The following is a 12,864-nucleotide window of genomic DNA, read 5'->3' as shown; positions in this document are numbered from 1 at the left end:
TGCGACCATGGGCACCCCCCTTTCACGCACCGTTGCGGAAGGCTCGGCCTTCATGAACCTGATCGACGGCAAGCCCGCCGATTCGCTTTCGGGCGAGCGCATCGACGTTGCCTCTCCCTCTGACGGCAAGGTCTTCTCCTCCATCCCTGCCTCCAACGCCGCGGATGTGGACCGGGCGGTCAGGTCTGCGCACAAGGCGTTCCACGAAGGGCCGTGGAGCCATATGCCTGCGGTCGAACGCGGACGCTGCCTGACGCGCCTTTTCCATCTGGTCGAGAAGCATGGCGATGAACTCGCGGCGCTCGAATCGCGCGACACCGGCAAGCCGGCCCGGCAGGGAAAGGCCGACGTCACGGCAACCATGCGCTACTACGAGTTCTACGGCGGCGCGGGCGACAAGATTCACGGCGACACCATCCCGTTCCTCGATGGCTACACGGCGCTCACTCTGCGCGAGCCGCACGGTGTCGTGGCTGGCATCATTCCGTGGAACTACCCGATGCAGATCCTCGCGCGTGTCGCGGGCGCAGCCCTTGCCATGGGCAATACGCTGGTCGTGAAGCCGGCTGAAGACGCCTCGCTCAGCACCATCCGCATCGCCCAGCTCTCGCTCGAGGCTGGCATTCCCGAGGGTGTGTTCAACGTCATCACCGGCTACGGGCGTGACGCGGGCGCTGCACTCTCGTCGCATCCGCTCGTCGACTACGTCACTTTCACCGGCTCGCCGATGACGGGAACGGCCATCCAGCAGGCGGCCGCCGTCAACAATCGCGGCGTGACGATGGAGCTTGGCGGCAAGTCGCCCCAAATCGTCTTTGCCGATGCGGATGTGGAGGCGGCTCTGCCTGTGCTGGTCAACGCCATCATCCAGAATGGCGGCCAGACCTGTTCCGCCGGCAGCCGCGTGCTGATCGAGAGGCCGCTTTACGAACGCATCGCCGCCGGACTGGCCGAGCGCTTTTCCAAGCTCGTCGCCGGCCCGCACGACGCCGACCTCGACCTTGGGCCGCTCATCAATGAAAAGCAGCGCGACCGTGTGGCCGCCATGGTCGCTGCCGCAAGGGAGGCGGGCGTCTCGGTTCTGGCCGAGGGCAGCGTGCATCCCGATGCGCCGGCAGGCGGGTACTATCAGCCGCCCGTGCTGCTCGGCTCGGTCGATCCGCAGGCTGTGGTCGCGCAAGAGGAAGTGTTCGGCCCGGTATTGACGCTCTTCCCGTTCGAGGGCGAAGAGGAAGCTGTCCGGCTGGCGAACGGTACCGAGTTCGGCCTCGTCGCCGGCATCTGGACGAAGGACGGTGCACGCCAGCACCGCATGGCCAAGCGCGTGAGGGCAGGGCAGGTCTTCGTCAACGGCTATGGCGCGGGCGGCGGCATCGAGCTTCCGTTCGGCGGGTTCAAGAAGTCCGGCCACGGCCGCGAAAAGGGGTTCGAGGCGCTGTACGACATGTCTGCGACCAAGACAGTAGTCTTCAATCACGGGTAAATCGCGCCCACGCAGATCGAATGAAAGAAGGAACTTCAATGGCACGTCTGGAAAACAAGGTCGCAATCATCACCGGCGCCGCATCCGGCTTCGGTGAGGGCATGGCAAAGCGCTTTGCCGAGGAGGGTGCGAAGATCGTCGTCGCCGACCTCAACGTGAAGGGCGCCGAGCGCGTCGCTCGCGAGATCGGCGACGCCGCCGTAGCAGTCCAGACCGACGTTTCGCAGAAGTCCGAGATCGACGAGATGGTCAAGACCGCGATGGATGCGTTCGGTCGCATCGACATCATGGTCAACAATGCCGGCTACACGCACCGCAACGGCGACCTGCTTCAGGTGAGCGAGGAGACGTTCGACCTCATCACGGCCGTGAACATGAAGGCGATCTACTACGCCACGCTCGCCGTGGTGCCGATCATGGAAAAGCAGGGCGGTGGCTCGATCATCACCACAGCGTCGACCGCCGGCTTGCGCCCGCGTCCAGGCCTTACCTGGTACAATGCGTCCAAAGGCTGGGCCATCAGCGCCACCAAGTCGATGGCGGTCGAGCTTGCGCCCAAGAACGTTCGCGTAAACTGCCTGTGTCCCGTGGCGGGCGAGACCGGCATGCTGGCCCAGTTCATGGGCGAGGACACGCCCGAGCTTCGCGCGAAGTTCCGCGCGTCGATCCCGCTTGGCCGCCTGTCGACGCCGCTCGACATCGCCAATGCAGCCCTGTGGCTGGCCTCCGACGAGGCTGCTTTCATCACGGGCGTGGCGCTGGAGGTGGATGGCGGCCGCTGTATCTGAGGCTAGGTCGGGGCGTTCAGCCTTCGCGGGTGCGGATGTAGTCGAGCGCGATCTCGCGCATCCGCGCCTCGTCGAAGCTCGGACCATGCCCGCCATGGCCGATGCTTATGTCCAGCTCCAGCAGCCGTCGCATCGTCGCTAGGTAGTCGGCGATGCTGGAATCTTCCAACTGGTCGTAAAGCTCGTCGTCGTAGATCGCGTCGGCCGAGAAGAACTCGCCATTGGCTTCGTCCAGCAGCGCGATGCAACCCGGCGAGTGGCCGGGGAGATGCAGGACCGTAAACCGCCGGTCGCCCAGATCGACGACATCGCCGTCTTCGAGAAACTGGGTCAGTGGCGCAGGCGCCAGCCGGTAATCCTGCAGCTCCCAGCCTTCGTAAGGCTGTCGGGATACCGCTCCATCCAGGCTCTTGAACCAGTCGGTGAAGTTGTCGCCAAGCGTGGCGAAGTCCCGCTCTTCCGCGTGATGGCCGGCACGTCGTGCAAACTCGTGGAATGAGCCGACATGGTCTATATGCGCGTGGCTTGCGATGGCCATGACCGGCTTGTCGCCGAAATCCAGGTCGGCTGAAAGGCTCCTGATGCCCATGCCGAAGTCGAGCTGTATGTCGAAGTCGCGGCCTTCGATACGATAGAGATTGGCGCGGAAGATCGGGTGGACGAAAGGTTCGGTAATCAGCGTCACACCGGGCGAGATCGGCCGTGTCTCGAACCACCCGGCCATGTCAGAACCGGTCTCTCAACGCATACCAGTTCAGCGCGAGGAAGAGCAGCGGCGAGCGCAGGCGACGCCCTCCTGGAAATGCCGGGATTTTCAGCTCCTCGAACAGCTTCAGCCGGTCGCGGTTGCCCGCCACCGTCTCGGCGTAGAGCTTGCCCATGAAGTTCGACAGCATCACCCCGTGGCCGGAATAGCCGCCGGCGGAAATCACGTTTGGCATCACTTCGCGCACGAAAGGCTTTCGCGGCATCGTGATGCCGACATAGCCGCCCCAGGCATGCGTGATCTCGACGTCCTTGAGCGCTGGATAGATCTCGGCGATCTGCCTGCGGATGTGGACATGAATGTCCTGCGGGTCGCCCGGCGCGTAGATTTCGCGTCCGCCGAAAAGCAGGCGGCCATCGGTCGATTTCCGAAAGTAGCGCACCACGAAGCGTGAATCGTCCACAGCCTCGCCACCGGGAATGACCGGGCTGTCGCTGCCCAGCGGCACCGTCGCCCCGATGAACGAGCCGATCGGCATGATGTGGGCGGCACTTTCCGCTTCCAGATCGCCGCCATAGGCGTTGACGGCGATCAGCGCCTTGTCGGCCGTGATGGTGCCGGCAGGCGTGGTCACGCGCACCTTGCCGCCCTGCGAAACTATGCCTGTAGCTTTCGTATTTTCGAACAACCTCGCGCCGGCTTCCGCCGCGACGCGGGCAGTGCCGATCACCAGCTTCAGCGGATGGATATGGCCGGTTCCGGTATCGCGCACACCGCCGAAATAGTGGGTCGATCCCAGCCGCTCCGCGGTCTCGCGCGCGTCCATGAAACTGATATGCGGATAACCGAAGCGCTCGGCCATGATGTCGGCATGCGCCTGATAGTCCTTCAGGTAGCGCTTTCTGTGCACCACCGACATCTGGCCGGGCCGATAGTCGATGTCGATGCCGTTGGCCTCCGCGAAGCCCAACACATGCGCCTTCGCCTCTTCGGCCACGTCGAACAGCGCCTTGGCGCGGGTGAAGCCAAGTTCGCCTTCCAGCTCTTCCGCCCATGCGCGCTGGCCGGTGCCGAACTGTCCCCCATTTCGTCCCGACGCCCCGTCGCCGAAGCGATGCGCCTCGATGAGCGCGACGTTCGTGCCCGCCTTAGCCAGATGCGCGGCGGCCGAAAGCCCCGTGAATCCGCCGCCGATCACCACGACATCGGCCCGCATATCGCCGTCGAGCGCGGGATATTCCGGCCGCTCACCGGCCGTCGCCTCATACCACGAGTAGCCGGGAGAGATGGGAGATTGATAGTGCATCAAACGTTCAACAACAGATACTCCCGCTCCCACGGGCTGATAACTTCCATGAAGGTCTCGAACTCCGCCTTCTTGATCGCTGCATAGGTGGAGACGAAGGCCGAGCCGAGCATGTCCCGCAGCGGCTCGTCGCCTTCGAAAAGATCGACCGCTTCCAGCAGGCCGCGCGGCAGTTCGATCTCATCCTCATTGACCGACGTGCCGACCGGCGCCTCGCACTGCTCCTTGTTGATGATGCCGATCAGTCCGCATGCCAGCGATGCGGCCAGCGCCAGATAGGGGTTTGCATCGGAGGAGGGGACGCGGTTTTCCACGCGCCGCGCGACCGGGTCCGAGCGAGGAACACGGAAGGCCGTGGTGCGGTTATCGTAGCCCCATTTGGTATTGACCGGCGCGGAAGCCGACGGCGTCAATCGCCGGTAGGAGTTCACGTAGGGCGCCAGCATCACCAGCGCATTGGGTATGTGGCGCTGCATCCCGCCGATGAAATAGCGGAACGCATCCGTCTCGCCGCCGTCCCCGTTCGAGAAGATGTTCTTGCCGGTCTTCTTGTCGATGACCGACTGGTGGATGTGCATGGCCGACCCCGGCTGGCCCTGGATTGGCTTGGCCATGAAGGTCGCATAGGTCTCGTGTTTCAGCGCCGCTTCGCGGATGGTGCGCTTGAACAGGAACACCTGGTCGGCAAGTTCGATCGGATCCCCGTGCCGCAGGTTGATTTCCAGCTGGCCCGCCCCTTCCTCGTGGATCAGCGTATCGATCTCGAGGCCCTGAGCTTCGGAGAAGTGGTAGATGTCGTCTATCAGCTCGTCGAACTCGTTGACGCCGGCGATGGAATAGCCCTGTCCGCCCGCAATGGCGCGGCCGGAGCGGCCGACTGGCGGTGTCAGCGGATAGTCCGGGTCCGGGTTCTTGCGCACCAGATAGAACTCGATCTCCGGGGCGACGACCGGCTTGAGCCCGCGTTCGTCATAGGCGGCCACCACGCGCCGCAGCAGGTTGCGCGGCGTGAACTCGACCGAGCGGCCGTCCTGATGCACCAGATCGCAGATCACCTGCGCTGTCGGGTCGCTCTCCCACGGCACGACGGAAAGCGTAGAGAGGTCGGGCAGCAGCTTCAGGTCGCCGTCGTCCTCTGGGTAGGTGAAGCCGTTGCCGTCTTCGGGATAGCCGCCCGAAATGGTCGTCATGAACACGGCCGACGGCAGTGCCAGCGACGTGTTCGACGTGAACTTCTTCGACGGCATCATCTTGCCGCGCGCCACGCCTGCCTGATCGGGCGTGATGCACTCGATGTCCTCGATGCCGCGCCAGTCCAGCCATCCGGTGGCCTCCTTCCAGTTCTTCACGCCGCGCTGGCTCTGGACGAATGCGGGTACACGCACCCTGCCACCGCGACTGGCAGGTCGGGCTTCCTTTTTCTGGACGGGCATCAATCACCAATGATTATTCGAGACGGCGAACTATAGCCGCTCGTCGCGAGCGAAGGAAAGGGGGCGCGGCCCCGAAACCATCAGCCGCGAACGCGATCCATCATGCTTCGGATCAGCGGTTGCAGCCTGTCTGGCGTGATCGGCTTTGCGACGATCGCGTCGATCGTGCCGCCTCTGGGCGGCAGCGCCTCGCTGGAGTTGCGGTTGGAAAGCAGGATGACGAACGGCGTCCGGCCCCCACCTGCCAGCCTTTGCGCTGCAAGGCTCTCCATCAGCCGCTCGCAGTCCCGGTCGTCGGCGCCACCGTCGAGTATCACCGTTCCGGGCCGGCGCGCGTTCAGCGCTGCGCCGGCAGTCTCGGGCGTTTCGGCCACCACCTTCAGCCCCGCCCGCTCGGCGATGCTGGCCACCACGATCCGATTTATCGGTGATGAACCTACAACCAGCGCAAGGCCGAAATCTGTGGCGCGCGCATGCGGATGCGCGCCGTTGGTCTCGTCGAGACTCGGATGCGGCATGGGGCGTACCGATCGTTTGAGTAGCTCAGTAGACGGAATTGCAGGCTAGTGGCCTGTTTGTTCGCGATTTGCCCAAGGGTGTCAAGATGAGGGCGCTGGCTATACCGGCCGTGTCACTAAATCAGCCTAAGACACAGAAAAAGGCGGCACCGACGGCGCCGCCCATCTCTACCGATGCGTTGTTTGTCAGGCGGCGTTACGCGCCTGGGTGACGATCACCGGAATGAGCAGGTCGCCCCAGTTGCCGTCTCCGCCATGGTGGCGGGCGGAGCGAACCAGCTCCACCGAGACCCCGGCTTCCACCGCCTTCATGACGGACTGGTTCAACCGGTGCAGGTCGTTCGCCACCATGCGGATCATGGCCTGCTGGTCGTCGTTCATCGCCGAGGCCTGTTCCTCGGCTCTTTCCTTCACGCGGGTTCTGGGCGTCATGGGTCTTCTCCTTGTGGTGCCCCGGATTTTCGCCGGCTTATTCTGCTGCCGGGCGGAACTGTTCGTGCTCGGTGGATTCCTTCATGGCCGTCGTGGAGGACTGGCCGCCGGTGATCGCCAGAGACACGGCGTCGAAGTAACCGGTGCCGACCTCGCGCTGGTGCTTGGTCGCCGTGTAGCCGTTGGCCTCAGCCGCGAACTCCGCTTCCTGCAGCTCCGAATAGGCCGCCATCTGGCGGTCCTTGTAGCCGCGCGCCAGTTCGAACATGCCGTAGTTGAGCTGGTGGAAGCCGGCCAGCGTGATGAACTGGAACTTGTAGCCCATCGCGCCCAACTCGCGTTGGAACTTGGCGATCGTCGCGTCGTCGAGGTTCTTCTTCCAGTTGAATGACGGCGAACAGTTGTAGGCGAGCTTCTTGCCGGGATGGGCCTTGTGCACGGCCTCGGCGAATTTTCTTGCCTGCTCGAGGTCCGGCTTTCCCGTCTCCATCCAGATCAGGTCGCAATGTGGCGCATAGGCGATGGCGCGTGCGATGCACGGCTCGATGCCGTTCTTCACGTTATAGAAGCCTTCGACCGTGCGTCCGGCGTCGTGATCGACAAAGGGCTGGTCGCGCTCGTCGATGTCCGAGGTCAGAAGCTTGGCGGCCTCTGCGTCGGTGCGCGCAACGATCAGCGTCGGCACGCCCATCACGTCGGCGGCAAGCCGCGCGGCATTGAGGTTGCGGATGTGCGCCGCGGTAGGGATCAGAACCTTCCCGCCCAGATGCCCGCACTTCTTCTCGGACGCGAGCTGGTCCTCGAAGTGCACGCCGGCAGCACCAGCCTCGATGAACGCCTTCATGATCTCGAAGGCATTGAGCGGCCCGCCGAAGCCTGCTTCCGCGTCGGCGACGATCGGCGCGAACCAGGTATCGACGGAAAGACCCTTGCCCTCGGCTGTCTCGATCTGGTCGGCGCGCTGCAGCGTCCTGTTGATGCGCTTGGCAAGCTCAGGCGCGGCATTGGCCGGGTAAAGCGACTGGTCGGGGTACATCGCCGAAGCCGTGTTGGCATCAGCCGCGACCTGCCAGCCAGAAAGGTAGATCGCCTTCAGCCCGGCGCGCACCATCTGCATCGCCTGGTTGCCCGACAGCGCGCCCAGCGCGTTGACGAAGTCCTCCTCGTTGATGAGCTTCCACAGCCGGTTGGCGCCGTTTTCGGCCAGCGTATGCCGGATTTGTACGGAGCCGCGCAGCCGCTTCACGTCCTCAGCCGAGTAAGGGCGCTCGATGCCATCGTAACGGCCTTCGGGCGCGGAAGGGACGAGATTGTAAAAATCGGTCATGATATGCTCCGTAGAGATTTTGTGTTCGAGCTTTCAGTCGGCTGCGGTGCCAACGATGTGTGACGAGATTTACATTGCATTGCGGGATAGAACGAGAAAAATGCAGGAAAGGTTCGTGAGAATCGGGTGAACCTGTCTTGCGTTTGACATTCTCCGGCTGTAAACTTGTCAATATTGTAAAGTTGGCGGTGGGCCAAATTTTGTAAAAACTGGTCAAGGTGCATGGCTGACCGGAAGATCTTTGCAGGGCCGCGCATCCGGCGCATCCGCAACGCCAAGGGGCTTACCCAGACGGCGATGGCGGAAGGCCTCGGCATCTCGCCCTCCTACCTCAACCTCATCGAGCGCAATCAGCGCCCTTTGACGGTGCAACTCATCCTCAAGCTCGCCTCGGTCTATGATGTCGAGCCCGAGGAGCTTCAGGCCGAGGCCGGCGGGTCGGTTGCCGCGCTGCGAGAGGTGTTTTCCGATCCGCTGCTTTCAGGCGAACTACCGGGCGACCAGGAGCTGATCGAGGTGGCCGAAGGCGCCCCCAACGCGGCTGCGGCGGTGGTCAAGCTGTTCCGCGCCTACAGGGAGCAGGCAGAGCGCCTGTCCGACCTGTCCGAACTGCTCGCGCGCGAGGGTCACGCGACAACGCTGTCTTCCGCGCGGCTGCCGGTGGATGAGGTGCGCGAGATTTTCGAGCGAAGGCCCAATCATTTTGCCACCATTGAAGAGGAGGCCGAAACCTTCGCGCAGCTTCTCCAGCCGGGCGACGATCTGTTCGGCGCGCTCAAACAGTGGCTGCGGCGCGACTACGGCATCGTCGTCAAGGTGCTGCCCGTCGCCACCATGCCCAACTGGCGCCGGCGCTACGACCGGCACTCGCAAAGGCTCTTCATCTCCGAGCGCCTGTCGCCCTTCGACCAACTGCGCGAAGTCGCTATGGAAGCCTGCCTCATCCGCATGCAGGTGGCCATCGCGGCCGAGCTCAAATCGCTGAAGCTCGGCAGCGACGAGGCGCGGCGCCTGGCGCGCTTCGAGCTGGCCCGCTATGCCGCCCATGCGCTGATGATGCCGCATCAGGCGTTTGCCTCGGCCGCCCAGCGCGCGCGCTACGATGTCGATGTGCTGCGCTCCCGCTTCGGCGTCTCGTTCGAGCAGGCGGCCAATCGCCTCACCACGCTCCATCGGCCCTCCGGCGGCGGCATTCCGTTCTTCATGATGGAGATAGACAATGCCGGCAACCGGTTCCGCCGGGCCGGCGCGCAGGGCTTTCCGCATGCCCGCTTTGGTGGAGGCTGCCCCAAGCTGCCGGTGCATGCCGCTTTCGCCCAGCCCGGACAGATATTCGTCGAGGCGGTCGAGATGCCCGACGGGGCGGAATTCCTGACCATCGCCCGCACGCTGGAAGGCCCCCAGGGCGCATTCAGCGAAAGGCCGCGTCGCACTGCCATCCTCATCGGCTGCGACATCGGCTTCGGCGACGAGACGGTCTACGCCGCAGCGCTCCCCGGATCACGCACCGCCACGCCCGTCGGCACCGCCTGTCGCCTGTGCGAACGGGTAGGATGTCTTGCCCGCGCCGAACCGCCCGTCACCCGTCCCTTGGGGCTTGATGAAATGGCCTCCGGGCTCAGCGCCTTTGATTTTCAGTAAACCGCATTCAGGACTACCCGCCCAGCGGACGCGCGCCGCGAAACAGCGGCGCATGGGCATTCACCAGCGCGACTATGCGGTCGATCACCGTGCGCACGTCGCTGCGATGGCGGTCCTCATTGTGCATCACAAGCCACTGCCCCTCTCGCAGATCGGCGATTTCGTCGCCGGCGCGCTCGAGCAAAGGGTCGCGGTCGCCCGCAAAGCAGGGCATCACGCCTTTGCCAACGCCCGAGCGGATCAGGTCGTGCAGCGTCCGCGGCGTGTTGGCCCACGCCGCAAACGTCGCTCCCGATTGGGCGGCGAGCCAGCGGGCCGAGCGCGTCGCCATGTCTTCGGGCGAGATCGCCACCCAGTTTCGCCGGCCGGCCTCCCCGGCGTTGCGTGCGCAGAACGCGGCCTGCGCCACCTCAACCGTGCGGCGTCCGGCAAGGTTCGGGCTCTCCGGCGCGGCGTTACGCACGCCGATCTCCACCTCGCGATGGGCAATGTCCAGCTTTGCCTCGGTCGTCTTGAAGGCGATGCGAAAGGGGTCTTCAGGGGTCCATAGCCGTGAAAAATTGTCGGCGAAGAAGTTGGCCGTCCACGTGCCGGCCGAAATTCGCACCAGCGAGCGGCCGCCTTCTGCTTCAAGCCAGTCGTCGATACTACGCGCGTTGGCTTCCATCAGCTGCGCCTTCGAAAGAAGCGCGCGCCCGTCGATGGTCAGCTCGTAGCCGGTTTGCCGCCGAACGAAGAGCGGCCGTCCGACGGCCTGCTCCAGCGCCAGCATGCGCCGTCCCACCGTCGCCGGGCTGGAGCCGCTTTCCTTGGCTGCCGGCGAAAGCCCGCCGCCGCGTGCGACGGCGACGAACAGTTGCAGGTCGCTCCAGTCGATGTTTTTCATAAACGAAAGATAAATTGCGGAAATCGGCCGTTCAAGCAGGAATTATGAACGCTCATATTCCATCCATGAACAACATGGGAGTTGTAACATGGATTTCATGACAGGCTTGGTTCTCCTCCAGCACGAACTCACGCGTGCCGAGCGCGACCGCCGCCGCAGCGAGTGGTCGCTGGATAGCCCCGCAACCGATCACCCGATGTCGAGCACCACGTTGCCGGTGACGCGTCCGCCTTCTACTGCCTCATGCGCTGCTGCGATATCGGCCAGGGCAAAGCGCGCGCCGATCGAATGCTTCAACGCGCCGGCTTCGAGCAGCCGGGTCAGTTCGGCGATGGCCACCTGTCTCTCGGCCGGCAGAAGCTCGTAGACCACGAATACGCTGAGCGTCAGGCTTCCCCACAGCATAGCCGGAAACGACAGCGGTATTTCAGCCGGCACGTTGGAGCCGTAGCAGACCATCTTGCCGTGCGGCTTCAGCACGCCCTTGGCCAGCAGGCCCGCCGTGGATGAAAAGTCCATGTCGATGATGCCGTCAACGCCGGCACCGCCTGTCAGCACCTTCACGCGTTCGGCCACGTCCTCGTGGCGATAGTCGATCAGTTCGTCCACGCCGGCAGCCCGCGCGTGTTTCTGCCGCTCGGGTGACGAGGTGCCGATCACCCGTGCCCCGCGCAGCTTGGCCATCTGCGTCGCATAGTGACCTACGGCCGCAGCCGCTCCCGTCACCAGCAGCGTTTTGCCTGCAATGTCGCCGTGAAGGCTCACCGCGTGAAGCGCGGTCAGCGCCGGGATGCCGAGGCAGGCGCCCGTCGCGAAGTCGATGCCCGCCGGCAATCTCACGGCCTGGTCCTGCGGCAGCGCGATATATTCGGCCGCGGTGCCGAACGGGCGTTTCCACTGGCCGTTCCACACCCATACGCGCTCGCCGATGCGCGCCTCGTCCACGCCGTCGCCCACCGCGTCGATGGTGCCGGCACCGTCGGAATGGGGGACGATGCGCGGCGCGATCAGCGGCCGGCCCTTTCGGCTCTTCACATCGGAGGGGTTCACGCCCGAGGTGTGCAGCCGCACCAGTACCTCGCCGGCCGCGGGTTTGGGCGTCTCCATGTCGCCCACCACGAGCACGTCGCGCGCTTCACCGTTCTTCTCGTACCATGCCGCTTTCATGACTGCCTCCTCCGCACCTGCGTGTCACAACTAGACGAGGACGCTGGACCACGCCAGCCCTCGCGCTTCGCGTTAGTCGTGCGAAAGGATGGGCGCTGCCGAGAAAACGGCGCGTCCTCGCCATCAGGAAAATGCAGCCATGGCAGACGCCGCGTCTCAGCAGTCGTATCCGGCGGGGCAGGCCGCTGGCGAAGAACGCGCGGGCTACATGCTCGTCTTCCTCGCCGCGCTATGCTGGAGCCTCGGCGGCGTCATCGCCCGCTTCGTCGAGGCAGGCGATTCTTGGACCGTGATCTTCTGGCGGTCGGTCTGGGCCGCCTCTTTCCTTCTCGGCTATATGCTGTGGCGCGATGGCCTGCGCGGTACTGTGCAGCTCTTTCGCGGCATGGGCCTGCCGGGTCTCGCGGTCGCGTGCTGCTTCACCATCGCGACGTCGTCTTTCGTGGTGGCACTCTCCTATACCACCGTTGCAAACATCCTGCTGATGCAGGCGGGCGCGCCGCTCTTTGCGGCGCTGCTTGCGTTTCTCCTCTTTGGCGAGAGGGTTTCATTGCCCACATGGATAGCCATCGCCGTGGTGATCGTCGGCGTAGGCGTGATGGTGTCGGATTCGCTAACCGGCAACGTCTCGGCGGTGGGCGATGGGCTGGCGCTCGTCATCGTCATGGTGTTTTCGGTCGCTACCGTGCTGACGAGGCGCTTTGCCCATGTGCGAATGACGCCGGCGATGTGCATGGGCACGGCAGTGGCCGGTCTTCTCGCTGCAACGCAGGCCTCGACGCTTGCCGTGTCCGGTTCCGACATGGGATTCCTGTTCGCCTTCGGCGCGGTCAATCTGGGCCTCGGCCTTGCCTTTTTCGCCACGGGCGCGCGGATGATCCCTGCGGCCTATGCCGCCCTGCTGGCAACCTTCGAGACCCTTTTCGGTCCCGTCTGGGTCTGGCTCGTCCACGCCGAGGTTCCGTCGTCGCGCACGCTTGTGGGCGGCGCCATCGTCTTCACCGCCCTGCTGATCCATATCGGCCTTCAGTTCCGTCGTCTTTCGCGCCCGCAACGGCCGGGCGTATCGGGGGTTGCAGCGCCTCGCTAGGCGAGCCGGCATCGGACGTGGCCCCATTGACAAGCCATCGAACGCAAGGGCAGGCTGTCGCATCGGCAACAACCAAGCAGGTTTATC

Annotated in this window: 12 protein-coding genes; 4 read left to right on the top strand and 8 right to left on the bottom strand. The window is 64.4% G+C overall.

Annotation, left to right across the window (positions count from 1 at the left end; all coding sequences use genetic code 11):
- Window positions 1–7: 7 nt before the first annotated feature.
- Together FY036_RS13300 and FY036_RS13295 are read left to right on the top strand one after the other, a co-directional pair.
- Window positions 8–1,483 carry an aldehyde dehydrogenase family protein gene (locus FY036_RS13300; protein ID WP_148915213.1) on the top strand — a complete coding sequence of 492 codons (1,476 nt, stop codon included), beginning with the start codon at window positions 8–10 and terminating at the stop codon, window positions 1,481–1,483.
- Between the two features lie 38 nt (window positions 1,484–1,521).
- Entirely contained in the window at window positions 1,522–2,271 is a 750-nt protein-coding gene (locus FY036_RS13295; RefSeq protein ID WP_148915212.1) for an SDR family oxidoreductase, read from the top strand.
- Window positions 2,272–2,287: 16 nt separating this feature from the next.
- On the opposite strand, the gene FY036_RS13290 is transcribed toward FY036_RS13295, so the two are convergent.
- The 6 genes from FY036_RS13290 to aceA form a co-directional block, all read right to left on the bottom strand.
- A complete protein-coding gene (locus tag FY036_RS13290) occupies window positions 2,288–2,995 on the bottom strand; it encodes an MBL fold metallo-hydrolase (RefSeq protein ID WP_148915211.1) in 708 nt (235 codons plus the stop codon).
- A 1-nt stretch (window position 2,996) separates the two neighbouring features.
- Window positions 2,997–4,283 (bottom strand): NAD(P)/FAD-dependent oxidoreductase, encoded by a 1,287-nt coding sequence (locus tag FY036_RS13285; protein ID WP_148915210.1) that lies wholly within the window; start codon window positions 4,281–4,283, stop codon window positions 2,997–2,999.
- A complete protein-coding gene (locus FY036_RS13280) occupies window positions 4,283–5,716 on the bottom strand; it encodes a glutamine synthetase family protein (RefSeq protein WP_148915209.1) in 1,434 nt (477 codons plus the stop codon). Before FY036_RS13280 ends, FY036_RS13285 begins: the two co-directional genes overlap by 1 nt.
- 80 nt (window positions 5,717–5,796) lie before the next feature.
- Entirely contained in the window at window positions 5,797–6,234 is a 438-nt protein-coding gene (locus tag FY036_RS13275) for an ANTAR domain-containing protein (protein WP_148915208.1), read from the bottom strand.
- 186 nt (window positions 6,235–6,420) lie between these two features.
- A complete protein-coding gene (locus FY036_RS13270) occupies window positions 6,421–6,666 on the bottom strand; it encodes an SMc00767 family acetate metabolism repressor (protein ID WP_148915207.1) in 246 nt (81 codons plus the stop codon).
- A 37-nt stretch (window positions 6,667–6,703) separates the two neighbouring features.
- Window positions 6,704–7,993, bottom strand: coding sequence for an isocitrate lyase (gene aceA / locus FY036_RS13265; RefSeq protein ID WP_148915206.1), 1,290 nt, complete (start codon window positions 7,991–7,993; stop codon window positions 6,704–6,706).
- A gap of 222 nt (window positions 7,994–8,215) precedes the next feature.
- Here aceA and FY036_RS13260 point away from each other — a divergent pair, with 222 nt between their 5' ends.
- Window positions 8,216–9,634, top strand: a complete 1,419-nt coding sequence (locus tag FY036_RS13260; RefSeq protein ID WP_148915205.1) for a helix-turn-helix domain-containing protein — start codon at window positions 8,216–8,218, stop codon at window positions 9,632–9,634.
- Window positions 9,635–9,647: 13 nt separating this feature from the next.
- On the opposite strand, the gene FY036_RS13255 is transcribed toward FY036_RS13260, so the two are convergent.
- Window positions 9,648–10,520 carry a LysR family transcriptional regulator gene (locus tag FY036_RS13255; protein WP_148915204.1) on the bottom strand — a complete coding sequence of 291 codons (873 nt, stop codon included), beginning with the start codon at window positions 10,518–10,520 and terminating at the stop codon, window positions 9,648–9,650.
- Between the two features lie 189 nt (window positions 10,521–10,709).
- Window positions 10,710–11,687 carry an NADPH:quinone reductase gene (locus FY036_RS13250; protein WP_148915203.1) on the bottom strand — a complete coding sequence of 326 codons (978 nt, stop codon included), beginning with the start codon at window positions 11,685–11,687 and terminating at the stop codon, window positions 10,710–10,712.
- A 139-nt stretch (window positions 11,688–11,826) separates the two neighbouring features.
- On the opposite strand from FY036_RS13250, the gene FY036_RS13245 reads away from it, so the two are divergent.
- On the top strand, window positions 11,827–12,777 hold the full coding sequence (locus FY036_RS13245) for a DMT family transporter (RefSeq protein WP_148915202.1): 951 nt from the start codon (window positions 11,827–11,829) through the stop codon (window positions 12,775–12,777).
- Window positions 12,778–12,864 lie beyond the last annotated feature (87 nt).

The sequence above is a fragment of the Neoaquamicrobium microcysteis genome, from assembly GCF_008180155.1.
GTDB classification, from domain to species: Bacteria; Pseudomonadota; Alphaproteobacteria; order Rhizobiales; family Rhizobiaceae; genus Aerobium; species Aerobium microcysteis.
Note: the sequence above shows the minus strand (reverse complement) of the source record. Positions and strands in the feature narration are given on the sequence as shown.